The organism is Roseivivax sp. THAF197b (assembly GCF_009363255.1).
Taxonomy (GTDB): domain Bacteria; phylum Pseudomonadota; class Alphaproteobacteria; order Rhodobacterales; family Rhodobacteraceae; genus Roseivivax.
Window position 1 is genome coordinate 2,652,021 of sequence record NZ_CP045318.1, and the last position, 25,132, is coordinate 2,677,152.

Annotated in this window: 18 protein-coding genes; 16 read left to right on the top strand and 2 right to left on the bottom strand. The window is 65.7% G+C overall.

Annotation, left to right across the window (positions count from 1 at the left end; genetic code table 11):
* Positions 1-80 precede the first annotated feature (80 nt).
* Positions 81-920, top strand: coding sequence for a hypothetical protein (locus FIV09_RS12740; protein ID WP_152450325.1), 840 nt, complete (start codon positions 81-83; stop codon positions 918-920).
* A 628-nt stretch (positions 921-1,548) separates the two neighbouring features.
* Here the strand turns inward: FIV09_RS12740 and FIV09_RS12745 are convergent.
* Both FIV09_RS12745 and FIV09_RS12750 read right to left on the bottom strand, forming a co-directional pair.
* Positions 1,549-4,131 carry a PAS domain-containing hybrid sensor histidine kinase/response regulator gene (locus FIV09_RS12745; RefSeq protein ID WP_152450327.1) on the bottom strand — a complete coding sequence of 861 codons (2,583 nt, stop codon included), beginning with the start codon at positions 4,129-4,131 and terminating at the stop codon, positions 1,549-1,551.
* Between the two features lie 35 nt (positions 4,132-4,166).
* On the bottom strand, positions 4,167-4,694 hold the full coding sequence (locus FIV09_RS12750) for a molybdopterin-dependent oxidoreductase (RefSeq protein ID WP_152450329.1): 528 nt from the start codon (positions 4,692-4,694) through the stop codon (positions 4,167-4,169).
* A 335-nt stretch (positions 4,695-5,029) separates the two neighbouring features.
* On the opposite strand from FIV09_RS12750, the gene FIV09_RS12755 reads away from it, so the two are divergent.
* From FIV09_RS12755 to FIV09_RS12820, 15 genes are all read left to right on the top strand, one after another.
* Positions 5,030-5,632, top strand: coding sequence for a response regulator transcription factor (locus FIV09_RS12755; protein ID WP_152450331.1), 603 nt, complete (start codon positions 5,030-5,032; stop codon positions 5,630-5,632).
* Between the two features lie 79 nt (positions 5,633-5,711).
* A complete protein-coding gene (locus FIV09_RS12760; RefSeq protein WP_152450333.1) occupies positions 5,712-8,840 on the top strand; it encodes a hypothetical protein in 3,129 nt (1,042 codons plus the stop codon).
* Positions 8,837-9,919: a hypothetical protein gene (locus FIV09_RS12765; protein ID WP_152450335.1), complete on the top strand. Its 1,083-nt coding sequence runs from the start codon at positions 8,837-8,839 to the stop codon at positions 9,917-9,919. The genes FIV09_RS12760 and FIV09_RS12765 overlap by 4 nt, the downstream gene beginning before the upstream one ends.
* Positions 9,916-11,445, top strand: a complete 1,530-nt coding sequence (locus FIV09_RS12770) for a hypothetical protein (RefSeq protein ID WP_152450337.1) — start codon at positions 9,916-9,918, stop codon at positions 11,443-11,445. The genes FIV09_RS12765 and FIV09_RS12770 overlap by 4 nt, the downstream gene beginning before the upstream one ends.
* Complete coding sequence (locus tag FIV09_RS12775) at positions 11,442-12,617, top strand: glycosyltransferase (RefSeq protein ID WP_152450339.1); 1,176 nt, start codon at positions 11,442-11,444, stop codon at positions 12,615-12,617. Before FIV09_RS12770 ends, FIV09_RS12775 begins: the two co-directional genes overlap by 4 nt.
* Positions 12,618-12,868: 251 nt before the next feature.
* A complete protein-coding gene (locus FIV09_RS20435; protein WP_172975720.1) occupies positions 12,869-13,018 on the top strand; it encodes a hypothetical protein in 150 nt (49 codons plus the stop codon).
* Positions 13,019-13,612: 594 nt separating this feature from the next.
* Positions 13,613-16,933: a DUF11 domain-containing protein gene (locus tag FIV09_RS12780; protein WP_172975721.1), complete on the top strand. Its 3,321-nt coding sequence runs from the start codon at positions 13,613-13,615 to the stop codon at positions 16,931-16,933.
* 209 nt (positions 16,934-17,142) lie between these two features.
* On the top strand, positions 17,143-17,598 hold the full coding sequence (locus FIV09_RS12785) for an Hpt domain-containing protein (protein WP_172975722.1): 456 nt from the start codon (positions 17,143-17,145) through the stop codon (positions 17,596-17,598).
* Between the two features lie 106 nt (positions 17,599-17,704).
* Positions 17,705-18,832 carry a CaiB/BaiF CoA-transferase family protein gene (locus FIV09_RS12790; protein WP_152450345.1) on the top strand — a complete coding sequence of 376 codons (1,128 nt, stop codon included), beginning with the start codon at positions 17,705-17,707 and terminating at the stop codon, positions 18,830-18,832.
* Between the two features lie 93 nt (positions 18,833-18,925).
* Positions 18,926-19,669, top strand: a complete 744-nt coding sequence (locus tag FIV09_RS12795) for an SDR family oxidoreductase (RefSeq protein ID WP_152450347.1) — start codon at positions 18,926-18,928, stop codon at positions 19,667-19,669.
* A gap of 389 nt (positions 19,670-20,058) precedes the next feature.
* A complete protein-coding gene (locus FIV09_RS12800; protein ID WP_152450349.1) occupies positions 20,059-20,265 on the top strand; it encodes a Flp family type IVb pilin in 207 nt (68 codons plus the stop codon).
* Between the two features lie 99 nt (positions 20,266-20,364).
* On the top strand, positions 20,365-21,576 hold the full coding sequence (locus FIV09_RS12805; protein ID WP_152450351.1) for a hypothetical protein: 1,212 nt from the start codon (positions 20,365-20,367) through the stop codon (positions 21,574-21,576).
* Positions 21,573-23,231 carry a CpaF family protein gene (locus tag FIV09_RS12810; RefSeq protein ID WP_152450353.1) on the top strand — a complete coding sequence of 553 codons (1,659 nt, stop codon included), beginning with the start codon at positions 21,573-21,575 and terminating at the stop codon, positions 23,229-23,231. Before FIV09_RS12805 ends, FIV09_RS12810 begins: the two co-directional genes overlap by 4 nt.
* On the top strand, positions 23,228-24,166 hold the full coding sequence (locus FIV09_RS12815) for a type II secretion system F family protein (protein WP_152450355.1): 939 nt from the start codon (positions 23,228-23,230) through the stop codon (positions 24,164-24,166). Before FIV09_RS12810 ends, FIV09_RS12815 begins: the two co-directional genes overlap by 4 nt.
* Positions 24,159-25,130 (top strand): type II secretion system F family protein, encoded by a 972-nt coding sequence (locus FIV09_RS12820; RefSeq protein ID WP_152450357.1) that lies wholly within the window; start codon positions 24,159-24,161, stop codon positions 25,128-25,130. The genes FIV09_RS12815 and FIV09_RS12820 overlap by 8 nt, the downstream gene beginning before the upstream one ends.
* The last annotated feature ends 2 nt before the right edge of the window (positions 25,131-25,132 follow it).

The window sequence follows — 25,132 nt, forward strand, 5'->3', positions numbered from 1 at the left end:
GCCGCCACACCGACCAAACCCAAGCCCCCACATCCCGGCCTCACCAGCCGATCATCACCATCCCTTGAAAGGATCGCACCATGCGCTGCCTCCATCTCGCGAAATCCATTGCTCTTGCCGCCGCCCTCTTCTGTCTCAACGCGCCCGCCGCGCAGGCCAACGAGGACGACGCCGCCCGTCTGCCGAAGATCACCTTTCCCGGCGCCACCGGCGGCATCCTGCGCTTTCCCAACACCAATCAGGACTCCGATGAGGGCAACGCCTTCGCCGAGGCCTGGCTCAAGCAGGGCGTGCAGGTCTGGCAGCGCGGCGACACCAAGCTGCAGTTCTTCTACCTCGGCAACTACGTCCGCGACACCGAGCCGAACCCCTGGAACAACTCCACCAAGCACGGCCTCGGCGTGCAGCTTTCGACGCGGCTGGGCGACCACCTGGAACTGACCTTCTCCGCGCGCCACGATTGGTACACCGAGCTCGAAAGCGGGCTCGAGAAGTCGGGCTGGCGCTTTGCCGCGGATTATTACTACTACCGCTATTTCCCCAAGGAAGGCGGCGGTTTCGGCCCGTTCGACCGGGTCTCCTCGGTGTTCAAGAGCTACGGCACGCTGGCCGCTCCCGGCTCGCTAGAGCCCGGCGACACCAATATCGTTCTGACCGTCGGGGGCGAGTACTCGCTCGAATACAAGATCGCCGACAGCAAGTGGCTGATGGTGCCCTTCGCGGACATGCATTTCGCCTGGGACAAGGACCAGAACAATTACAACAACAAGCTGATCCCGGCCGCAGGCGTCAAAGTGCGCCGCCCCATCACCAAGGGCGAGCTGTTCGCGGGGGTCAAGATCGAGGCCGATTATCGCTGGGTCGAGGACACACTCGATGTCGGTCCCATGGTATTTGCAGGGTGGTACAGGGGTTGGTGACCCCGTGGGGCGTCCCCCTGCAAAGGCGGTCGGGTGTGGCAGCACCGACCGCCGCTTAAACGGAGGCCTCCGTGGTGGACACCACGGGGGCCTTTTTCCGTTGATGCGGTTCGGTGGCGGAAGATGCTCGGGGCCGCACGGCGTTCCGGAGGGGCGTGCCTGTCGCGTAGGGGCGGGGCGCGATCAAGACCTTGCCGCCATCGGGCCGCAGGGCTGTGAGCACCAGATGGCTCCCAGCCCCATACGCGTCCCGATCTCCGCGCATTGCCCCTTGTCGTCGCAGTGCCCGAGCATGGGCTGCTCAGCTCCATTGCGATCCCGCGCTGCGCATCAAATATCGAGTATCGTGCCCTGATGTGATCTTTGGGCGTGACGCCTGTACCGCGGGGCAAGACCGTTAAACGGCCTGCCGTCGCCTCTTCAAGGCATCACGTCCGCGCTTGGGTGCGCGCCCTCTACGCAGTGCCGCTGTCCAAGCCCAGCGCCGCCGAGATCCTACCGAGCGACAGACACCGAGCTGGCCGCGCACCGACGACAAAACCGCCCGCCCTTCGGACATGCAAAACCCCGCGCGCCGAAGCCCGCGGGGTCATGAGCGATTTGGCAGTTCCGAGACGACGCGCCCGTCTCAGGTCAGCTCCAGTTGCCTCTCGTCGCGGTAGATCTCCACCGTCTCGGACCAGCACGCCTTGATGTCATCGGCCGCCTCATCGAGCGTATCATCCGGCCCGAGGCGAAGCTGAACCTCGAACTCGCGAAGCAATTCGGCCAGCCGGAGCCCACCGAAGATACCCGAAGACCCGGCCAGCCGATGCGCCTCGGCGGCCAGCGCGTCATGCTGCGCGGGATCCGCGACTTGCGCATCCAGCGTGTCGATGAACGCTTCCAACTCATCGCAGACGGCATCCATCGCGGCGGCGAAACGCTCCTTGTTGAGCGTGCGGCGCACAGTGCGGGCCTGCTCCCAGTCAAAGAGCGGCTGTTCGGCCTCCAGAAGCTCTGCCTCGTCCTCGTCGTCGGCATCCGATGCGAAGGTCTCCATGATCCGGCGCAGAGCCGCGATGGAGATCGGCTTGGCCAGAACATCGGTCATGCCCGCATCGCGGAAGCGCTGCACGTCATGCTGCAACACATGGGCGGTCGTGGCGATGATCGGGCTGTCGGCGGATTGTCCCCCGCCCGAGCGTATGGCGCGGGTCGCCTCGGTCCCGTCCATTTCGGGCATGGAGATGTCCATGAGGATCACGTCGAAGGCCTTGCGGCTGGCCAAAGCGACGCCCTCGCGACCGTTATGGGCCTCTTCGACGCGATGGCCGTCGCGTTCCAGCATCTCGCGGGCCACCAATCGGTTGACCGCATTGTCCTCGACCAACAGCACGTTGCGGGCCGGGATCGTGTGGGCGGGCTTCGCGGCCTTGCTCCGGGCGCCGCCGGAGGATGCGTCGGGCGCGGGCAATTCCTGCCCCGCGGGCGGCTTCAGCGACAGGCGCAGCCAGAAGCGGCTTCCCTCGCCAGGCGCGCTGTCCGCGCCAATCTCAGCGCCGAGCGCCTTGGCCATGCGCGCGGAAATCCCCAAGCCCAGGCCGGTGCCGTTGTTGTTGCGCGCATAAGAGCTGTCGAGCGTCACGAAATCCTCGAAAATTCGCGACAGGTCTTCCTTCTCCATCCCGATGCCATCGTCGATGACGCGGATCTCCACCTCGTCGAGCCCGTTCAGGCATTCGACCTCCAGCGTGATCTGGCCGTTCCGCGTGAACTTGATCGCGTTGCCCAGAAGGTTGATCAGGATCTGCCGGACGCGGACCGGATCGCTGTAGACATGCTTCAGCTCGCGTCCGGCGGCGTTCAGAACGATCACGTTGCCGTTTTCGCGCGCGGGCTGGGAATAGGTATCGACCAGCTCCTCCAGGAAAGCGTGGAGATCGAAGATCCGCGGCGTCATCGTCATCCGCCCCGCATCGAGGCTGGAGATGTCGAGAACGTCGTTCACATGCCCCAACAGCACGTTGCCCGAAGACCGGATCGTCTTGACGTAGCGCTCCGTCTTCGAATCGAGATCGAGCGTTTCCATCAGGTCGAGCGTGCCCAGCATGCCGTTGAGCGGCGTGCGCATCTCGTGGCTCATCACGGCCAGCATGTTGGCCTTCGACTTCTCGCCCGCGATGGCGCGGTCGCGCGCGGATTTGAGGTCATTTTCGGCTTCGACCCGGCGGGAGATGTCGCGGATATAGCCCACGAAGATCTCGCCCTCGGGCCGCTGAACGCTGGCGATGGACAATTCCACCGGAAACAGCGTGCCGTCGCGACGCTTCGCCTCGAGTTGGACGATCCCCTGATTGACCACCCGTTCCTGGCGATACTTGATGAAGCGCTCCATGCCCTTGTTATGGGCCTGACGCAGATGGTCGGGGACGATCAGTTCGGCCATGGATTGCCCCACGGCTTCGGCATGGGTGTAGCCGAAGATCTTTTCGGCCGCACCGTTATACTCGACCACCTTTCCCTCGAGGTCGATGACGATGACCGCGTCGATCGAGGTGGAAATGATCGTCTCGATCCGGTCGCTGACGGCCCGGCTGTTGCGTGCATTTCGTTCGGCAACGCGCGCAAGGCGGGCCATGACGACCAGCATCAACATCAGAACGCCGATCAGGGCGGTCGTGACCAGCGCCACGTAACTCAGCGTGTCTGAGACGCCGGTGCGGTTCTGATCGCTCTGATTGGCGAAACGCTCTATGCCCTTGAGGGCGACGCGCCGCATGACCGGACGCAGCGCCACGACCTCGCTTTGAATGCGCGGCAACGCCTCCCGCAGAACCGGATCTTCGCTGTCGAAATAGGACACGTTGCGATTCAGGAATTCGCGCAATTCCATCAGGCTGCCATTGGCATCGGGATCGCGACGCAGCGTGGCAAAGGACGGACCTTCGGCCAGGGTCGTCACCCTGCTGTAGAAGATATCGAAGCGACGACGCAGCTCGACCAGGGAGGCCTCGGGGTCCAGCGCGGCGACCGAGACGGCCTTGTCCAGCGCGGCCAGTTCAACCTCGCCCTGCGACAGGGTCCATTGCACGTTGTCCGAAGAGGCCGTGGCCAATTGATCGAGCTGACGCAAAACGTCGCTGGCCAGGAACAGCCAGATACCGCAAAGCAAAAGCACGACGAGGCCGAAAAGGCCTCGTTTCACGCTGAAGATACCGGTCAGGGACACGATTGTCCTCCGTTACGCGCCGCGCGGCGCATTCGTTACGATCCGTCCGCCAAGCCGAGGCGGTCGAGTTGCCAGATGCTGCGCGAGTAATGCACTTCGCTCTGGTAGTCGGGGTTGGCGTCATAGGGGTACACGACCCAGATAGGCCCCTTGTCGCGCACGGACATCGGCTCTCCGTTGCGATCGAGCGCGAGGATCGGGCCATCCTCGACCGCGTCCGAGACCGGGATCTCGACCGCGTAATCGTTCACGGCGGTGGCCGTCAGCGTGCCCTCTTCGATGCCAAGCAGATCGGTCAGCGCCTTGAGCGACGGGCCGGAGAATTCCTGTTCGCCCTCGGTCCAGATCGTCGAGGTCGTGATCGTCACGAGGCCAAGCTCTTCCAGCATGGCGCGGTCGAATTGTGCGGTGTCGCCGACATTCGTCGCTGCGAGCTCTCCCGAAACGGTCAGGATCACATCTCCTTCTGGCTGAGCGAGGTCTGCGGCCAGAGCCGCCGAACCGGAGCACGCGAGCGCGATGGAGACAATGGCAGCGCGGGGAAGGCCAGTGATATTCTGCATTGATCCAGGATCCTTGATGGTTAACGCATCTAACTCGTACAGCATGGCGTATTGCCTTCGCGCAGTCACAACTGCAAATGTATGCTCGGCCTATACTTTCGCATAGTTTGTCTATGCGGCGTGGCGTTGCCGCCTTTCAGAAGAGCGAAAGTCACGTGCAACTTATTGGGTTAATGTAACCGCAGATCGCTTGACGCGGCCCTTTGCGCAAGGTGGCATGACGAAAGACATCGCAATGTCTCGGAATTGCCGCTCTGACCACAAAGGCGTCAAATTCGGGCGCGATAACAAAATTGATTTAACTCTGATGACCCCTGGAGGGCGGATAGAATGTCCTGCGTATCCTTGTTGCCGATGACCATATTCTTGTACGTGATGCGATTGCTGCCTTTTTGCAGGCCGACGATTTTGCCGAAGTGACCACCGTTTCCAGCCTGCCCGAGGCGCTCGACACGGTCCGGGAAGTGGGCGCGTTCGACCTCGTGCTTCTGGATTATTCCATGCCGGGCATGGACGGGCTCGACGGGCTGGCCAAGATGCGCAAGGCCAACAACGAAAAACCGGTGGCGATCCTGTCGGGCACGGCACCGCGCGAAGTGGCCGAAGCCGCGCTGAAGGCCGGCGCGCAGGGCTTCGTTCCCAAGACCCTGGCCGCCAAATCGCTGGTCGTGGCGGCGCAATTCATGGCCGCGGGCGAGATCTACGCCCCCTTCGGCTTCATGCAGCAGAACGAAGACGATGGCACGGGTCCGATGACCAAGCGCGAACTCGAGGTGCTCCGCGGCATCTGCCAGGGCAAGTCCAACAAGGAAATCGCCCGCGATACCGACCTGCAGGAAGTGACCATCAAGCTGCACGTCAAGACGCTCTGCCGGAAGCTCGGCGCCCGCAATCGCACACAGGCTGCAATGATCGCACGCGACCGCTACCTGGTCTGATCCCCCCAAATCCAACGCGTCCCGGCCCGAGCACCTGCCAGTCGCTTAAGCCCTGACCTTCATCTTCATGGCCCCGCCAATGACACCTGCCACATCGCATCGATGCGGGGGACAGCCCCCTCATGCGCAATCGGATGCCGCGCAGCCCAAGGGCACGCAGCTTCTGATGTTTGCGCTGATGATCGCCTTCGTGCTGCATGGCGGGCTGTTGCCGTTCACTCACGGCAACACCTACGACGCCTTCATCCACATGTTCTTCGCCGACAGCTATCACCGCAGCTGGTTCGATGTGTGGGAGCCGCGTTGGTACACGGGCTTTGCCACCACCTCCTACCCGCCGGGCACGCATATGGCGCAGGCCGCCCTCATGCATGTGATGCCCCTGCGCGCCGCCTTCATCACGGTGCAGCTGACCGGCGTTCTTCTGCTGGTCGTGGGCGTCTACCGCTTTGCGCTGATCTGGGTGCCCGCGCGGGCGGCGGGCTATGCCGCGATTGCGCTCGCGCTCTCCTCCGCAGTGTCGGAGACGGTGCATCTTTTCGGGCAATTGCCCACCATCGTGTCGCTGAGCATCTTCCTCAACGCCCTGCCCTACGTGCATCGCTGGTTCGTCATCGGCGGCTGGGGCAACCTGGCCATGGCGATCCTGCTCTCGGCAGCCACCACCGCGGCGCATCACGTCACCACGATCTTCGGCGCGGTGCTGTTCATCATTCCGCTGGCGCTCGATACCCTGCGGCAGGTCACGCTGCGCGATCCGCGCCGAGGCCAGCCCGCCTGGCGGCGCGCTCTGCGCTACGTGAAGCCCGTGGGCCGGGGCGTGTTCCTCGCCATCCTGATGATCGGTGCCGTGGCCACCACCGTGCTGCCCTACTGGCTGTGGTCCATTTCGGACCCGATCACGCAGGTGCCGATCCCGCACGGCTCCCGCGAAAGCTTTCTCGAGCGCAAGGATCTCGGCTTCATCTTCTTCCTTCTGCCCTGGGGGCTGCCGCTTCTGGCCCTGCCTTACGTGCTGTGGAAGACGCTGACCACGCGGCTCTGGCCCCTGGGCGGAGCGGTGCTATTGTGCTTCGTGCTGGGCACGGGCGGGACGACGCCCATTTCGCGGATGATCCTCGGCGGCGCGTTCGACATCCTGACGCTCGACCGGTTCACCTTCTGGGCGACGATCCTGATCCTGCCCTTCCTTGGCGTGCTGATCGACAGCCTGCTGCATGGCCGCTCGGGACGCCTTCTCGACGAGATGTTCGGCCGCACCCTGCGCCGCGCGATCACCGGCGGTATCTTCGCGGGCCTTGCCATCATCGCCGTCTTCGCGGCCATCCTGCCGACGATCCGGCCGACGCAGCCCGATTTCATCGACCCCGCCCCCATCGTGCGCTTCCTCGAGACCGATGAGCATCACCGCTGGCGGTATCTCACGCTGGGCTTCGGGGACCAGTTCGCCTATCTCTCGGCGCAGACCACAGCGCAATCGGTCGACGGCAATTACCATTCCGCCCGCCGCCTGCCCGACCTCACGCGCTATTCGGTGGAGCGGCTGGAGAATGCCAAATATCTCGGCGTGCCGGGCTTGGGATCGCTGCGGCAATTCCTGGTCAATGCGGGGCATTACAACCTCAAATACGTCTTTTCGAACGATGCCTTCTACGACCCCCTTCTCTATTTCGCGGGCTGGAACCCCCTGAACCGGCTGCAGAACGGCGTCGTGGTCTGGGAGCGCCCCGACGCGCCGCCCCTGCCGCGGCTGATGCCCCGCCGCGAATTTCCGACATCGCATCTGCTGCTGTGGGGGATCGTGCCGCCCAGCGCGCTGGTTCTCGCAGCCCTCGCGATGACCGGGGCCGCCTTCGGCCTCACGCGCAACCTGCCCGCCCTGCCGCGCCCGCAGCCCCTGCCCCAGGCGGCCGCATATCCCGCGCCGCACCGGCTGCGCCGCGTGATCCTCGTGCTGCTGTTCCTCGCGGTTGCGGGCGGCACCGCGCTCTCGGCACGCATCGTGGCAGAGCTCAATCGTCCGGTCAGCGCCGAGCAGGCGATCACCAACTTCTTCACCCATCTCGATTTCCGCCGCTTCGAAGACGCGTACGAACTGCTCGATCCCGAAACCCGTGCGCCGCTTGACGACACGCTCTTTGCCTGGCGCTGGACCGGCGGGCTTCTGGCCTCCTACGGCAAGCTCTCGGATCTCACGATCACCGCGCTCGATGGCGATGGCGGCACCCTGTCGGCAGAGGTCACGCTGGACTGGTTGACCGCGCTCGACATGCGGCAGGAGACGCGGCGGCTGCAACTCGTCCGGCGCGATGGCGACTGGTACCTCATGCCTATGGACCTGCGGCCCTGGCAGACGCCCGTGCGGCTGCAGCGCGAGGTCTCAACGGTCTGGAACGCAGTCGGACGCCGTCAGCCGCGCCCCGAGGCCGATCTGCACCGCGACCGCCTCGACCGGCCCCGCATCGCCATCACCGGCGCGCGGCTGGTGCGGGCGGAGGGCAAGCTTTCGGTGGTCGGCCAGGTGACCAACGCGGATGCGGACCCCGCCCATGCCACGATCGAAGCCACCGCCCTTGCAGGCAAGACGCCGCAAGGCCGCCAGAATGCGGGCGTGGACGCGGCCCACCGCCTGCTTCCCGCCGAGGCGGCAGGCTTCCGCGTCACCTTCGAGAACGTTCTGTCGCTGACCGATGCCGCTGCAGACGATGCCTTCGATCCCGAGATGTTCGTGCCGCCGGAATTCGAGGCCGCCCCCGATGGCGCGGGGATCGAGGCGCGCGCGCTGGTCGGGACCGAAGGGCTCTATCGCGGTATCATCCTGACCGATCTCGACATCCGCGAGACGGAAGACGGCCTCGTGCTGGAAGCGCTGGCCTCGAACGCGGGCACCGAGACGGCCACGATCCCGGCGGTCAACGCGCTTCTTTACGACCGCAACGGTCTGCCGATCTGGAGCGAGACCGGCTTTGTCGAAAGCAATCTCTATCCCGGACAAAGCGCGCCCATCCGGCTGACCCTGCCCGCCTGTCGCGACATCGAGGTCGTGGCGTCGGTCGCGGAGGCGGACCTGGTGGTCAATGCCAGCCGTCAGCAGATCGACATCGCCCTGCCCGGCGCAGAGGACGGCACGCTGACGCTTGCGGGTCTCGGCGGCTGCGGCGCGCTGCGTCTGCACCTCACTGCCATGACCTATGAGCCGCTGCGATGACGATGCGCGCGTCTCTTTTCGCCCTCGCGGCCCTGCTTGTCGCGGCGACAGCGCCTGTTCCGGCGGCCGCCGAGGATTGGCGCAGCGACGCCTTCGGTCTTTACCGGGAGGGCAGCGATGCCGAGCGGGGCCGCTGGGCCGGGCTCGTCCTTGGCGAAGATGCCGATTTCCGCAAGGTCGTCGCCCCCGACGAGGTCAAGGATCTCGCCATTTTCGCAGGTCCCAAAAGCCAGCCCGCGGGCAAGGACCGCGTGCATATCGTGGCGCTTGGCTTCGATGCGCATGGCAATGCCGTATCGGACGGCACGCGCGTGGCCCTGACCACCGGCGACGGGCGCGGGGCCATCCGGGCCGCGACAGGCGGGCTTGCCGATCTGCTGCACGATCCGAGCGACCGGGCCGCACTCTACCATGCGGGCGCAGCGAGCGGGACGGTGCAAAGCAGCCGCGCCATCTATCGCGTGGTCGCCGATATCTCGAGCATGGCGCCCCGGCTGGAGCGCCCCGGCCCGGCGCAACTCGAAAGCTTCGTCGACCTTACGACAAAGCCGCTGGTCGACCGGTTCGGCAATCGCGCCGAGGACGGGCTGGCCCTGCCTCTCTGGATCGAGGATGCGAATGGCCGCCAGGCGCGGCTGACCGGCACCGCCTCGGGCGCCATCGCCCGTGCGCGGCTGCTGACCCGCGGGCTGCGCGGCCCTGCCGAACTTTCGGCCTCGCTGGGAGACCGGAGCGCACCGAAGAGCGCGTTCGATCTGCGCGGCATGCAGGCCGCCGGTGCCCTTGGTGCCGAGGTGGTGCCCCTGCCCGAGATCGACGCGATGCAGCTGCGCGTCGGACCGTTCCTGACCGATGCGGGCCATGTGCTCAACGATGGCGCCCTCGCCCGGATCGAGACGGAGACACGCCACGGCAATCTGCAGGTGCGCGACGCCTGGATCCGCGACGGCATGGCCGAGGCGATCCTGCCCGATCTGGGCGCGGGCCTGCCCGCCCGCGTCACCGTCACAAGCGCGCTTGGCGCGCAAACCACCCATCCCCGGCTCGTCCTCGCAGGGCCAAAAAGGACACGCGAATGAAACGCCCGATCCAGACCATGCTCGGCCTCGCCTGCGGCGCGGTCCTGCTTTACCTTCTGCCGCTCACGGGCGTCTCGACGCAATATGAGGCGCTGCTCGAACGGCAGGTGCAATACCGCTATATCGACGAGGCGCTGAGCCGCCCGGAACAGCTTCTGCAGCCGATCCGCTGGGAGCCCGAGACCCGCCCGCTCGTACGCGAGATCAACGACACCGACCGCCGCGTGTTGGAGCGGCGCCTGGGCGATGCCTGGGTCAGCTTCGCATTGGCGCAGGAGACCGGCGAGACCGCGATGCTGGCCGATTGGTTCGGTGGCAGCGCCCAGACACGCGCCCAGCGCGCGGCGGACACCGCCTTTCGGGAAGACACCCGGATGGTGGTCCTGCGCCAGACCGCGCGGCCCAGCTTCTACCATCTCGACGGCTCCATCATGCAGCTCGAGACCGACGCGCTGACGGTGCGCTATGCCGCCGATGCCGACGGGCTGGCCTTCTACGAGCTGGGCGTCGATCATAACCGCAGCACGCTCGTGAACCGCGCGACCGGTTGGCACATCGCATCCCATGAGCGCATGGGCTGGACCCCCGAAGCGCGAGACAGCGCGCCGCGTTCGGTGCCGCTGCCGCTGGTCGGCGTGAATTATTATCCCGCCGAAACGCCGTGGCGGCTGTTCTGGCCGAACTACGATCCCGCGACCATCGGCACGGATTTCGACCATGTCACGGCACTGGGCGGCAATGCGGTTCGGGTCTTCCTGCCCGAGGAGGATTTCCGCCCCGGCTCTGCCGCGCTCGAGACGAACCTCGCGCATCTGCAAGACCTTCTGGACCAGGCCGAGGCCCGCGGATTGCACGTGATCCCCACGCTGTTCGACCTCAAGCACAGCTACGCCACCTCGAACTGGAACCGCGATGTTCAGTATCTCGACGCGGTGCTGCCGGTTCTCGCAACCTCGCCCGCGGTCGCGCTGATCGATCTGAAAAACGAACCCGACCTCGATTTCGAGGCCCATGGCGAGGCCCATGTCCTGGCCTGGCTTCTGAGCATGACCGGCATCGTGCGGCGCGCGGCGCCCGAGACGGCGCTGACCATCGGCTGGGCATCAGCCGAGGCGGCAGACGCGCTCTGGTACGAGCTCGATGCCGTCAGCTACCACGATTACGCCCCCCTTGAGGGCACGGCCGACCGGCTGTCGGAACTGAAGGCGCGGATCGGCGCGCGCCCCGTTCTCGTCACCGAAATCGGTGTCACCGCCTGGGATATCGCCGCAGGCGTTCCGAGCTCGCCCAACGCGCAGGATCGCAAACTCGCCCAGCGGATGGCCGGATTGTCGGACGCCGACGGGGTGATGATCTGGACGCTGCATGACTTCCCCGACCCCGATCCCACCGCAATCGGCGCCTCCCCCTGGGTGCGCGGGCTGCAATCCCATTTCGGCCTGATCGCCGCCGATGGCTCGCCCCGCCCCGCCGCCAACACCGTCAGAACCGCTTTCAAATCCTTCCAGACCGGAGACCCCCAATGATCCACTCACGCAAGATTGCCCTCGTCAGTGCCTTTCCGCCCGGAAAAGGCAGCCTCAACGAATACGGATTGCACCTCGCCCGCGGCTTTGCCGAAAGGCCCGACGTGGCCGAAGTGGTGGTGCTGGCCGACAGGCTCGATGCGCCGATGGCCGAGCTGGACCTCGGCCCCAAGATCCGCGTGCGGCGGGTCTGGCGGTTCAACGCGCTCGGCACGCCGGTGGATCTGCTGCGCGCGCTGCGCAGCGAACGCCCCGATGGCATTGTCTACAACCTCCAGATGGCCAGTTTCGGCGACCGCGAACTTCCCGCGGCGCTGGGATTGTGCACACCGCTGGCCACGCGACTGGCAGGCCTGCCAAGCGGCATCATCGCGCACAACCTCGTCACCGGTGTCGATCTCGAACAGACGCTCCTGAAAGGCCAGCCCGTCCGGCAGGCCGTGGTGCGCGCGGGCGCGTCGCTCATCACCCGCGCCATGACCGGGGCGAATTACATGACCGTCACGCTGCGCAGCTATGCCGAGACGATGCAGGCACGCTATCCCGGCGCCGATATCTCGCTCGTGCCGCATGGCACGTTCGATACCGAGCAGCGGCCTTGGCATCCGCTGTCCACGCGCCCTCTGAAGATCGTGACCATGGGCAAGTTCGGCACCTACAAGCGGCTCGAGACCCTGCTCGAAGCCTTCGACCGCGTGCGCAAAACGCCAGGTTTCGAAGGGCTCACGCTGGAAATCGGCGGCAGCGATCACCCCAATACGCCGGGCTACATGGCGGGGCTGGCCGCCGCACGCGCAGAAGATCCCGGCGTGTGCTTCCGCGGCTATCTCGCCGAGGAGGAAATCCCCGACTTCTTCGAGACCGCGCGCATTTCCGTCTTCGATTACGAGACCACGACCGGCTCGTCGGGCGTGCTGCACCAGACGGCGAGCTATGGCGCGCTTCCGGTCTTCCCACGCATCGGCGATTTCGTCGATCTCTGCGAAGATGAAGGGCTGACCGGTCTGCATTACGAACCGGGCGACGTGGATGGCATGGCCGCGGCGATCCTGCGCGGCCTGCGCGAGACGGACGCCTCCGAGGCGCTGGCCCGCGCCAATGCCGAAGCCGCCCGCGGCATGCCCTTCGCCGAGGTCATCGCGGTGCACATGGACAAGTTGCAGGCGGCCTGAACCGCCAGCAGGCACGGACGCGCCGAAGCAGCGATGCAAAGACCCCGGATCATCCAACCCGACCAGGAAAAATCCGTTTCAACGGGTTGGATGATGCGCGCGATCCCGGGATATATGCATGTCGCCATATACGAAAGAACAGCGCCCCTATGCCGCGAGACGTCGGCGCTCCTCCTCCGCGCGATAGCTTGGGCACCCTGGGTCGGGCTATTGTGAAGACAGACCACAGCAGCCCAACCCGGAGACACCAGATGTCCTACCTTGAGCAGACAGCCCGCTTGAACCGCCGCAAGGCCCTCGCAGCTCTCGCGGACAAGCCGCGCAACCGCCGCGCTCAGATGACCATCCGCAACGTCTTCGCCCATATTGACGGTGGTGCGCCCCTCGCCGGCACGGCCTGAGGCGCATCCGCAAAAGAACACTCCGGAACGGGACGGATCCCCCCTCATGCCGTCCGGTCCCCGGAGACCCCCCGATGCGCCGCGCGCCTGGCGTGCCCCACCCCAGCAAAGCGCCCATCACCCGCGACAGGCAAGAGATACAAACAGGGTGAAGGTCGCGGCGCATCGGAACGAAACCAAAGGCCCCGCATGCAATGGCAGCCCCCAGTGCCGGCGCATGACAGCCCTGTCCGGCATGGCCTCGCGCCTCCCGGGCAGGTGCACCACAGACAAAATCGTCCAGGCCGCTCCGGATAGCCCACCAGACGCGCCCCGAAGGTCTTCTATCGCTCTCTCCGTCCCTCGCTCTCCCCACCCGTTCCGCGTCCTTCGCGCGGGGCGGGTCCGGGCGTGTCATGTCTGCGGTCATCAGCACGCCGGAGACGCAGACCACGACTGTACGAAAGGCTAGCGGCCTATGCGGCAGAACGCCCGCGCTGAACTTCTGCCGAGGCCACCCGGCCCGCATTTCGTGACACTTTGCGTCAACCGCCCCTGCCAACAAATGTCTGGTTCACCGCCATGCTTGCCAAAACGCCCCGCCTCAAGACCCGCATGCGCCGTCTCCGTACGGCGCTTCTGACCGCTGTCATGGCACAAACAGCGCTGAGCGGCGCTAAGGCCGGCGAATTCACGGTCGACTGGACGCTTCTCGACTATCCGGCAGGTTTCACAGGCAACGCTCGTGTCACGTTGACCGACGAACATGGTTACCGACTGGCGGCCACCTTTTCACATGGCGGCGGTCCCTTTGCCGATCCGGCCTTCAACCCGCCCACTCCCGACGATCTGCAGATATTCGGTGGCAATGCGCCCGCGCTTGCGCTCATCGGCGATGCGCCTCTGGGCCGGGGCGCCGTCGGAGAATCCTCGATCCTGTCGCGGCTGCGCTTCAGCGCGGGCGGTGCGCCCTACGCGGTCAACGGCCTGCGCTATGAAATTCACGACATCGACGCCTCGGACAATGATGCCCTCGATGACCGATGCGATTTCGTGACCGTGAACGGCGATTCCGGACCTCCCATCTTGAGCGCGGCCTCGGCAACGCCCGTGTTCCTGCTTGGGCCGGGTCCGGGGGCTGGACGCACAGGCGCCTTGCAGGCGAACCAGGCGCAATGTGCGTATGTCGAAGGGCGAAGAGTATCGCCGACATCCGACAACGACAGAACCGGAACTCTGATCGTCAGGCATCCAGACGGTCTGACCGAGGCCAGCATTACCTATGACGAATCCATCGGGTCCATACGGCCGCCAAATGGACGCGAAGACCCTTATGCGCGTGGTATCTCCGTCTGGGGCGAGGTGTCTTTTTCCTCGCAGGACCAGGGCATCACCCTGTCAATCACGCCTGACCAGACGGAGTATCTGGTGGGCGACACGGTGCGCTACACCTACACCATCACCAATGCCGGGGACCTTTCGCTGAACCCGTCGCAATCCATCGTGGTGCAGGATGCGCGCGTGGGATCGGTCAGCTGTCCCGCGATCACGACAGACATCGCGCCCGGCGGCACGTTGGAATGCACGGCGACGACCCTCGCCACGAGCGCGGATGCCGGCGCGGGCCGCATCGACACGACCGCGATCGCGGCCATCGGCCTGCCCGGTCAGACCTTCGCGGACCGCCTGCAATCAAGCCCCGCCACCGCAAGCGTTGCGGTCGTGACGACAGCCCCCACCCCATTCACGCCGGGTCCGGGACTCGCGGCCAGCCAATGTGGCGCAACGACCCCCACGACCGCCTGGGAAGATTACGGGCTCAACTGGCACAACAACGACGCGCTGGGCTACGACAACGCGCGTCCGGACATCTTCGCGATCCCCGGACCCGAAATCGTGCGCGGGCTCTCAACGGCCCAGATCAACACGGTGACCGAGATCGAGCGGACGTCCCTGCCCGACCGCTTCGATGCCGCGCGGTCCTTCGATTACAGTTTCACCACCGGCGCCTATACTGATATCGCGGAGATCTGGGGCGTGGGCGTCGGCGCATATGACGACGACAATGGGCGGTATGCCGACAGCAGCGGCGCCTTCAGCTTCTCGGTTCTCATCGATGACGATCCGACCTTCGGCAGTGCCGATGTGCTGCTGACCCAGGGCCAGATCGACGGTGTGACCTTCCCCGGCGCGCAGGCCATCGAAACACAGGATACCGGCTGGAACATCTACGGCTTCGGCCATTTCGACGCCGACGGCACCGTGGTCCAGATCAACCCCAATCAAACCTATTACGTGCGCGTCAATGTCTACGGCGACACGCGCTCCGGCACGCATTTCGGCCAGTTCGCCCCCGAGATCGTGTTGTGGGACGACTTCACGCTGAAAACCAGGACCTGCCCACCGCCCGAGGCCGATCTGTCCCTGACCAAAACCGTGCAGGACACTTTGGGTGCCGCGATCAGCGATGCGGTGGCGGGCACATTGCTCGACTTCACGCTGACGGTGACCAATGACGGCCCCGGCACCGCGGATGGTGTGGTGGTGCGCGATCTCCTGCCCTCGGGTCTCGCCTATCTCCTGGACGATGCCGCAGCCCAGGGCATGAGCTTCGATGCCGCGACGGGGCTGTGGCAGGTGGGCAGCGTCCCCGCCGGTCAGTCCCGCGTGCTGACGATCCGGGCGACGATGCAGGCCGATGGCGTGCATGTGAACCGCGCGGAGATCATCGCGTCCTCGGTACCCGATCCGGACAGTGATCCCGCCGTTGGTGCGGCGAGCGACGATCTGGGCGACGGGATTGCCGACGATGACGAGGCCAGCGTTTCGGTCACCCTGCGGGCCAACGCCGCGACTTTGTCAGGGACGATCTTCCTCGATACCGGTGCGGGGGGAGCAACCGCCCATGACGGCACGCAAGCAGGCGCGGAGAGCGGCACCAGCGCCGCCCTCGTCACAATCGCCGACGCGGCGGGCACGGTGCTCGGAACCGCGACGCCCGGCAGCGATGGCACCTGGGCCTTCACCCTGCCCGATGGCTACAATGGAGCGGTCACCGTGACCCTCGCCGCCACCGGCGATTACCTGATCATCTCGGAAACAGGCGCGCCCCTGCCGGGCCGTGTCCTGCCCGACGCCACCGATGGCGCCATCCGCTTTCTGCCGGATCCCGCGACCGATTACGCGGGGCTCGATTTCGGCCTGATCCGCGAGGCAACCCTGACACAGGATCAGGAGGCCACGATTGCCGCGGGCCAGATCGTCGCGCTGCGCCACGAATACCTGGCGCACAGCGCGGGCAATGTGGATTTCGCGCTCGTGGATATCAGCCAGGTCCCAGCGGGCAGCTTCAGCGCCACGCTCTTTCTCGATCCCGCCTGCGACGGCACGCCCGTCTCGCCCGTGACCGGCCCCATGACCGTGACGGAGGGCACGCGGATCTGCCTCGTGGCGCGCGTTGCCGCCGATCAGGGCATCGGCACCGGCGCGGTGCATGTCTTCGAGATCACCGCCGAGACAAGTTATACCGGCACGACCATCGTGGAGCGGGACACCAATACCGACCGTCTCTCCAGCCAGTCGGAGGGCTCGAACCTCGAGCTCAGCAAGACGGTCGAGAATATCACCCGCGCCTCGGGCGAAGGATCGCAGAATGCGGCCGCCGTCGGGGACGTGCTGGAATACCGTATCTACTTACGCAATGCGTCGGAGACGGCGGCGCGGAACGTGACGATCTACGACCAGACGCCCGCCTATACGCGGCTCGCTGCCCCCGTGCCCTCGCCCATCTCGGTCGGTACGGAGCTTGTCTGCAATCTCGCATCCCCCGCAACCAATGCGGCGGGCTATGCCGGGGGGCTGCGCTGGGATTGCACGGGCGATTACGCGCCGGGCGAGACGGGTTTCGTGCGGTTCCGGGTCGAGATCGCGCCTTGAGTTCACCGCCGTACACCCCCTGCACGACGGCGCGCGGATCTTAGGAGTCTCAAAAGTATATTCGCATATGCCGATGCACAATTCGCATGCCGCGCGCCTGTGATACACCGCCATCCAGTCACTATGCCCGTTCGCGAGACGCATCATCGATGTGGTCGCGGCGGGCACTGGGTTCGGGGCGTTTTGATCGACAAGGTAGGGAGCCACGCATGCGCCTTGGATTCTTGAAGAAACTCACCGGACGAGGCCGCGCGGCCGCCACCGACGGGCCAGAGCCCGGCAACACAGGCGCTGTCATCGATACGCCCGGCGCGCCGGACCCGATCGACCTTGCCCGCCTTGGCGAACTGAAACAGGTCTTGCCCGAAGATGCGGTGCGGACCCTTGTTCAGACCTTTCTCTCCGAGACGGAGGCCGAACTGCCGGTGCCGCCAATCGCGGCGGAGGATACCGCAGCGACCGCTCGCGTGGTGCACAAGATCGCAGGCTCTGCCGCCGTGCTCGGCGCGCACCGCTTTCACGCAGCACTCGGCACCGCAGAGGCCGCCTTGCGCGAAAACCAGGTGGCGCTGTCCGAGGCGGGCCTCGAAGAGGCGCATCGCATCTGGGCCATCACCAAGGCCCGTCTCGAGGCGCTGGATATCGACGCGATCCAAGCCCCTTAACGGCGACCGAAGCCGCCCCCATCGCCACCTGCAAGAACGCCCCGCCTCGCATGCCCGTGTCTTTTGGGATAATCCCCACGGCAAAAGGCGCGGAGGATGAAAGCCGATGCAGGATCTCGAAGGCATCACGGTGGTCACGCTGGAGCAGGCGGTCGCCGCCCCCTATGCGTCGGGGCGACTGGCCGATGGGGGTGCGCGCGTCATCAAGATCGAACGTGAGGAGGGCGATTTCGCCCGCAACTACGATTCCCTCGTCGACGGGGAGAGCGCCTATTTCGTCTGGCTCAATCGCGGCAAGGAATCGATCCGCCTGAACGTGAAAGACCCCGGCGATCACGCGCTCATGGCGCGGATGCTGGCCAAAGCGGACGTCTTCATCCAGAACCTCGCCCCGGGTGCGGCGGCGCGGCTCGGTTTCGGGGCGGAGGCGCTTTGCGAGACATATCCGCGCCTGATCTGTTGCTCGATCTCGGGCTACGGCGAGGACGGCCCCTACCGCGATCAGAAGGCCTATGACCTGCTGATCCAGGCCGAAAGCGGGCTCTGCGCGATCAACGGGACGGAGCATGGATCGGCCCGCGTCGGCGTGTCCGTCTGCGATATCGCGGCAGGCATGACCGCGTTCCAGGCGATCCTCCAGGCGCTTTTCGCGCGCGAACGGACCGGTCGAGGCCGCGCCATCGAGGTGTCGCTGTTTCACGCCATGGCCGATTGGATGAACGTGCCGTATCTGCAGACGCGCTATGGCGGCAAACCGCCCGCACGGGTCGGGCTGAAACATCCGACCATCGCGCCTTACGGTGCTTATGATTGCGCCGATGGCAAGGCGGTGCTGATCTCGATCCAGAACGAACGCGAATGGGTCCGGCTTTGCGCCGAGGTGCTGGACCATGCCGACCTCGCCACCGATCCGCGCTTTGCGTCGAACTCCGACCGGGTCGCCCATCGCGACGCGCTGGAGCCGCAGGTCGCCGCCGTTTTCGCAGCCCATCGCCGCGAAGCTATGATCGCGAAGTTGCAAGCCGCGAAGATCGCCTATGGGCGTCTGTCGGATCTCGACGATCTGATGGCCCATCCGCAGAACCGCCTGATCACCGTGCAGACCGGCGCGGGCGAGATCGAGATGCTGGCCCCGGGTGCCGTGGTGTGCGGACAGGCGCCCCGCTTCGGCGCGGTGCCGACCCTTGGCGCGCATGACGACGCCTTGCGCGCGGAATTCGCGGCATCGGACTAAGGGCTTCGCCTGACCTCCGCCTCTTGACTTCGCCTGCCCCCTGCTGGGCAAGATCGCCCGGCAGGACCATGCGCGGCATCAAGGGGGGATGACATGCGACTAGCAGACAAGACGGCGCTGATCACGGGCGGCGCGTCGGGCTTCGGCCGGGCGATTGCCGAAACCTTCGCGCGCGAAGGCGCCGAGGTCACCATTGTCGATCTCAATGGCGACGGGGCCGAGGCCGTGGCGGCAAAGATCGGCGGCAGGGCCATTCAGGGCGACGTCACGAAAGCCGCCGATATCGCAGCGGCGGTCGATGCGGCGCAAGGCGCGGACGGCCGGCTCGATATCGTGGTGAACAATGCAGGCTGGACCCACAAGAACAAGCCGATCATGGAAGTCACCGAAGAGGAATACGACCGGCTTTATGACGTCAATGTCCGCTCCATCTTCCACATGACGCGGGCCTGCGTGCCGGTGATGCGGGCGCAGGGCGGCGGCAACATAATCAATATCGGCTCGACCGCCGGGCTCCGTCCGCGTCCGGGTCTGACCTGGTACAATTCCACCAAGGGCGCGGTGAACCTTCTGTCGAAGTCCATGGCGGTGGAGCTTGCCCCCGACAAGATCAGGGTGAATTGCGTGGCCCCGGTCATCGGGGCAACCGGGCTTCTGGAGGATTTCATGGGCAAGCCCGACACGCCCGAGAACCGCGCGGGCTTCATTGCGGGCATCCCGCTGGGCCGCATGTCGGAGCCTGCGGATATTGCCAATGCCTGTCTCTACCTTGCCTCGGACGAAGCGGAGTTCATCACCGGCATCATCCTCGAAGTGGATGGCGGGCGCACGATCTGACCGCCTGCTGAGCTGGGTGCGTTAACTGCTGCTGCCCGAGAGCTGCCTGCGATTCGTCTCTGCCCCAACGCCACCATGTCTTGCGGCCAAATCCATGGCCCTCCGCCTCGAAACCCACTCGGAACAACGCTTTTCGGACACCGCGCGGGCGGGCGTCGGGTGGCCGCGTATGACCGCGCGATTGCGGCGCCATGATCCCGTCCGGTGCCTGTCCGGGTCTTGCCACATTCCGGTCTGAAAGCCGTACGACCTTGGTATGAAACGCCTACAACCTCCGGTGGGACGGGGGTTTTTGCCACCTAGGACGGATTTCGATTTCCCGGCAACTCGACGATTTCACTCTCATCCCGGGTCAACACCGACCCCCAAAAACTGAGAGAGATTTCGACATGACCAAGACACGCATCGCCATCAAAGCCTTCGCCCGTACCTTTGCCAAAGACGAAGACGGCGCGACCGCGATCGAATACGGCCTCTTCGCCGCCCTCGTGGGTGCGGTGATTGTCGGCACCGTTGCCACGCTGGGCGGTCAGACCAATTCCGGCTTCCAAACGATGAGCGACGCTTTGTCAGCCGAGGCACCCGCCGACACGTAATAACACCACGGTCAGCGACCATCGCGTCCCCCGCACGGGCGATGCGCGCGGCCCGACCGCGTGCATCGCCTGCCCCTTCCCCCATCAAGGACTCCCCTCATGCCGTTCGATTCCGCCACATCCCAAGGTATCGCCCGATTTGCCGCCTATGTTTGCACCGATGCGGGCGCAGCCCTTGCCCGTTCTGTCGTCCAGCACGGCGGTGGCGACAGCCGGGCGGTGCATGGCGGCGGTCTGAGCGGTGCGGCCCGGCTTTGCGCCGACGTGCCACTGGCGCTCACGGTCCTGGCCGAGATCGGCAACATTCCCCTCGATCTTGCCTGTGAATGCGTGCGCGAGATTTGCCGCACGGGCGCGAAGCTCGTCGTTCTGGGCGAACAGGACGATATGGAGACTTACCGCGCCCTGCGAAAGGCGGGGGCCACGGAATACTTCCCCCTTCCCGCCCAGGCCGATGACATTCTTGCCGTGCACCGGGATGCGCCCGAGCGTCCGGTCGTGGTGAAGATGCCGGTGCCCGCCCCGAAAAGCCCCTCTATCGCTGTCATGGGCAGCAACGGGGGCGTGGGCGCCAGTCTTCTGGCGCAGAACCTCGCCTTTCACGGCGCGGCCCCCAAAGGCGCGAACCGGCGCATGGCGCTGCTCGATGCGGATCTGCAATTCGGATCGCAGGCCATCGACCTCGACCGGGATGAAACCGGCGGGCTTTATGAGGCGCTGGTCGCACCGGACCGGATCGACGCCACCTTCCTCTCGGCGACGATGGATCACCTGACGGAGACCCTCTCGCTCTATTCCCACCAGATCCGCGCGGGCCAGGAGGCCCAGAGCCTCGAACGAGGCCTGCCCCGGATCTTCGCGCCGCTCCGGGCCGAGTTCGACGCGGTCATCACCGATCTGCCCCGCGGCACGCTGTTTCAGCACGCAACGCTTGCTGCACAGCTCGACGCGCTGGTGCTGGTGATCCCGGCCGGATTCGCGGGCGTGAATGCGGCGAGCCAATTGATCGACCGGATCGCGGCGGAGAGCCCGGATCTGCGCATCCTGCCCGTCCTGTCCGAGCTGCGGCGCGATGCGGGCCTGTCCCGCAAGGATATCGAGACCACAATCGGCCGTCCCATCGTGGCAACCCTGCCCCGCTGCGACGCGCAGATCGCGCGCGCGCATCGCGCCGCCCGTCCGCTGATCGAATGCCAGCCCCGCAGCGCTTACGCCAAGGCCGTCGCCGCGATCTGGGCGGCAGCGCTGCCGATTGCGAACACGGACGACGCGCCAGCGAAGCGTTCCCTGATGCGGAGGCTCTTCGGATGAACGTGCACGTCCCCCAGGGTTTGATCGCGGATGCGCTGCCGCAGGTCCTGTCGATTGCAGAGCAGATCGATGCGGAGGGCCTATCCGCGTCCGAGCGGGCGAATGTCGCGGTCACCTACCTGCTTGAGACTTCGGCAGCCGCATGGCCACTGGCGCTCCAGCGTCAGATCCTTGTCGCGGCGACCGCGGCGCTTGAGGGCGATCCCGATCCGGAGACGCCGCTCCCTGCCGCTACTCCGCTTCCTGCCGCGGCCCCCGATGAGGACGCGAGCCCGCAGCCTTCGCGCCTCGCAGATACCGCCCCGGCGCAGACCTTGGAGACGTGGCAGCACGCCTCCGACGCACCCGTGAAGCCCGCATCCGCCGCTGTCGAGACGGGCGCGTTCTCCGGCGATCTGATGAATCTGGCCAACAAGGTCGTGCAGGATCTGTCTGATATCCTCGACTTCTCGGACCTCGCGGGCAAGCCGCGCGCGGAGCAGGAAAAGGCCATTCACGACGCCATCCGCAGGCTGTCCGAAGACCGCAAGATGCATCTCAACGGACGCGAAGTGTCCGATCTGGTGAACGCGGTTCTGGCGGACATGCTGGGCCTCGGCCCGCTTGAGGCATTGCTGGCCGATGACCGGGTGACGGACATCATGGTGAACGGGCCCCACCAGGTCTATGTCGAACGGTCGGGCAAGCTGGAACTGACGCAAGTGCGGTTTCGCGACAATGCGCATGTCTTCGCCGTGGCAAGCCGCATCGTGGCCGCCATCGGGCGGCGCATCGATGAAAGCCAGCCCATGGTCGATGCACGCCTCAAGGATGGCAGTCGCGTCAACGTGGCCGTGCCGCCCCTGGCGATCGACGGGCCGACCATCACGATCAGGAAGTTCCCGTCCAATCCGATCCGGCTCGAGGCACTGGTCGACAATGGCAGCCTGACATCGCAGATGGCGGCCTTTCTGGGTCTCGCCGCGTTCCTGCGGCTCAATATCCTCGTCTCCGGCGGCACCGGGTCCGGCAAGACGACCCTGATGAACGCCATGTCGCAATTCATCCCCGAGGGCGAGCGCGTCGTGACCATCGAAGACGTCGCCGAATTGCGGTTCCAGCAGCCCCATGTGGTCCGCTTCGAAACGCGTCCGCCCAATGTCGAAGGCACCGGCGAAGTGACCATGCGGACCCTCGTGCGCAACGCGCTGCGCATGCGCCCCGACCGGATCATCATTGGCGAGATCCGCGGCGACGAGGTGCTCGATCTCCTGCAGGCGATGAATACCGGGCATGACGGCTCCATGAGCACGCTGCACGCCAATTCCCCGCGCGAAGCGCTGACCCGCGTTGAAAGCATGGCCGCCCTCGCCGGATTTGCCCCGGGCACGGGCGTTGTCCGGCGCCAATTGTCCGATGCGGTGCATCTCATCGTGCAGGTCTCGCGGATGCGCGACGGCAAACGCCGGATCACCTCCATCTCCGAGATTGCGGGCATCGCGGGCGACACGATCACCCTGCAGGACCTGTTCACCTTCGAAGCCGATCCGAGCAGCACCCGCACGGAGGTCCGGGGCGATTTCCGCTATTCCGGCTTCCGTCCGAAATTCGCGAGCCGGGCCGCCGAATACGGCGTGGCCGATGAGCTCGACGCGCTGTTGAGGGCCAAGCCATGACACTCATCCTTCTTTGTCTCGCGGCCGGCTTCGTCACCCTTGCCGGGTTGGGCCTGTGGTTCATGATCCAGGCGGACCGTCAGCGCCGCCGACACCACACCCGCCTGCAGCGCGCGCGCCGCATGCGAGCGCAACCCGCCGCCGCGCCGCAGGCCAAGCGCACCGCCAAGCAGGAGCGACACGGCACGTTCGGCCGGATCGAAGCGCATCTGGCGCAAACCAGCCTGCGGGTCAGCATCGAGGAGCTTCTGGTGCAGGTATCGCTTGCCGTGCTCGGCCTCTACGCCCTGGCGGTCCTCTTTCTCGGGATGCATCCCGTGCTGGCGCTGCCCCTCGCGGTCCTGCTGCCGATTGGCGCGGCAAGCCTGATCCTGCGGATCGCGAAGGCCCGCTACCGGGCGGCTTTCACGGCCGAATTGCCCGAAACGCTCGATATCTTCGCACGCGGATTGCGCGCGGGCCGTCCCGTTGCCGACTCGCTGGCCATCGTGGTCGACACCACCAAGGGGCCCGTCCATGCGGAGTTTTCGCGCTGCCATGACGAGATCCGGATGGGCACCTCCTTGGCCGATAGCCTTGCGCGGCTCGAGCTGCGGGTGCCCACCCCGGAGGTAAGCTTCTTTTCGGTCGCCACATCGCTGCAAACCGAAACCGGCGGAAACCTGATCGAGACGATGGAGGGGTTGGCCGCGCAGCTTCGCGAACGGCGCAAGCTGCGCAAGAAGGCGCGCGCCTTGTCTTCCGAGGCCCGTGCCAGTGCGCTCATTCTGGCGTCCCTGCCCTTTGCCGTGGTGCTCGCGATCGGGTTTCTGAACGGCGGCTACCTTGAGCCGCTCTATGCAGATCCACGTGGGCAGGTGATGTCGCTCGTCGCGATCTCCAGCATCAGCCTGGGCGTTTTCATGATGGCGCAGATGGGCAAGCTCGATGTTTGAGACCCTGACCCCGACCATCTTCTGGCCCGCCTTTTGCGGCCTGGTGCTCAGCGTGCTGGGCTTTGCCGCACTCTTGCATAATGAACGGCAACGCGAGCGCCTGACCCTGCGCCTCAATCGCGCGAACGGCACGGCCCCGGCGCGCCACCTGCATCAGACGCGGCGCCAGAGCGGCAGCCTCGCCCATGCGGGCCGCAAGCTGCACGGAATCGTCGTGCAGATGGGCGAGCGGTTGTCGATCATCCTCGGCGGTGAGGCGCGCGAGACCGCGATGGAGCTTGCCTCCGCCGGGTATCGCGGGCGCGACGCGCTGCTGATCTACGCCTTTCTGAAGACCGTCCTGCCGCTCATTGTCGTGGTTCTGGGCACGATCTGGGTTCTGAGCAGCCGAAGCTTCGGACTTCAGATGGTCCTGCCCGCCGCCGGCGTGATCGCGGCAGCCCTTGCCGTGTCGAAATGCGTCGATGCTGTCGTGTCCCGGCGGCGCAAGGCACGTCTTGCCCGTATTCGCCGCGGCTTTCCGGACATGCTCGAATTGCTGGTGATCTCGTCGGAGGCGGGCCTCGGGCCGCAACCGGCACTGCACCGCGTGGCGCATGAGCTGGCCGCGATCAGCCCGGAACTGGCGCGCGAGATCCTGCAGATGGTCTCCGAGATGCACATGACCAATGATCGGCGCGCGGCCTATGACAAGCTGAATATCCGCGTGCCTCTGCCGGAATTCGGTGTCTTCACCCAAACGCTGGATCAGTCCGACACCTACGGCACGCCGTTCTCGAAGGCGATGCGCACCCTGATCACCGAACAGCGCGCCAACCGTCTCATCGCGATCGAGGAGAAGGCCGCACGCCTTCCGGTCATCATGACCATGCCGCTGATCTTCTGCATCATGCCCGCGGTCTTCGTGGTCCTGGTCGGTCCCGCGGCCCTGAGCATCTTCGACAACATCATCTCCGGAGGATGACA

What these genes read in the sequence shown, in the direction of transcription:
- FIV09_RS12750 (WP_152450329.1), bottom strand. Translation starts at nt 4,694, where the DNA reads ATGCAGAATATCACTGGCCTTCCCCGCGCTGCCATTGTCTCCATCGCG.
- FIV09_RS12805 (WP_152450351.1), top strand. Translation starts at nt 20,365, where the DNA reads ATGCCGTTCGATTCCGCCACATCCCAAGGTATCGCCCGATTTGCCGCC.
- FIV09_RS12770 (WP_152450337.1), top strand. Translation starts at nt 9,916, where the DNA reads ATGAAACGCCCGATCCAGACCATGCTCGGCCTCGCCTGCGGCGCGGTC.
- FIV09_RS12775 (WP_152450339.1), top strand. Translation starts at nt 11,442, where the DNA reads ATGATCCACTCACGCAAGATTGCCCTCGTCAGTGCCTTTCCGCCCGGA.
- FIV09_RS12785 (WP_172975722.1), top strand. Translation starts at nt 17,143, where the DNA reads ATGCGCCTTGGATTCTTGAAGAAACTCACCGGACGAGGCCGCGCGGCC.
- FIV09_RS12790 (WP_152450345.1), top strand. Translation starts at nt 17,705, where the DNA reads ATGCAGGATCTCGAAGGCATCACGGTGGTCACGCTGGAGCAGGCGGTC.
- FIV09_RS12820 (WP_152450357.1), top strand. Translation starts at nt 24,159, where the DNA reads ATGTTTGAGACCCTGACCCCGACCATCTTCTGGCCCGCCTTTTGCGGC.
- FIV09_RS12780 (WP_172975721.1), top strand. Translation starts at nt 13,613, where the DNA reads ATGCGCCGTCTCCGTACGGCGCTTCTGACCGCTGTCATGGCACAAACA.
- FIV09_RS12740 (WP_152450325.1), top strand. Translation starts at nt 81, where the DNA reads ATGCGCTGCCTCCATCTCGCGAAATCCATTGCTCTTGCCGCCGCCCTC.
- FIV09_RS12765 (WP_152450335.1), top strand. Translation starts at nt 8,837, where the DNA reads ATGACGATGCGCGCGTCTCTTTTCGCCCTCGCGGCCCTGCTTGTCGCG.
- FIV09_RS20435 (WP_172975720.1), top strand. Translation starts at nt 12,869, where the DNA reads ATGTCCTACCTTGAGCAGACAGCCCGCTTGAACCGCCGCAAGGCCCTC.
- FIV09_RS12810 (WP_152450353.1), top strand. Translation starts at nt 21,573, where the DNA reads ATGAACGTGCACGTCCCCCAGGGTTTGATCGCGGATGCGCTGCCGCAG.
- FIV09_RS12815 (WP_152450355.1), top strand. Translation starts at nt 23,228, where the DNA reads ATGACACTCATCCTTCTTTGTCTCGCGGCCGGCTTCGTCACCCTTGCC.
- FIV09_RS12760 (WP_152450333.1), top strand. Translation starts at nt 5,712, where the DNA reads ATGACACCTGCCACATCGCATCGATGCGGGGGACAGCCCCCTCATGCG.
- FIV09_RS12795 (WP_152450347.1), top strand. Translation starts at nt 18,926, where the DNA reads ATGCGACTAGCAGACAAGACGGCGCTGATCACGGGCGGCGCGTCGGGC.
- FIV09_RS12800 (WP_152450349.1), top strand. Translation starts at nt 20,059, where the DNA reads ATGACCAAGACACGCATCGCCATCAAAGCCTTCGCCCGTACCTTTGCC.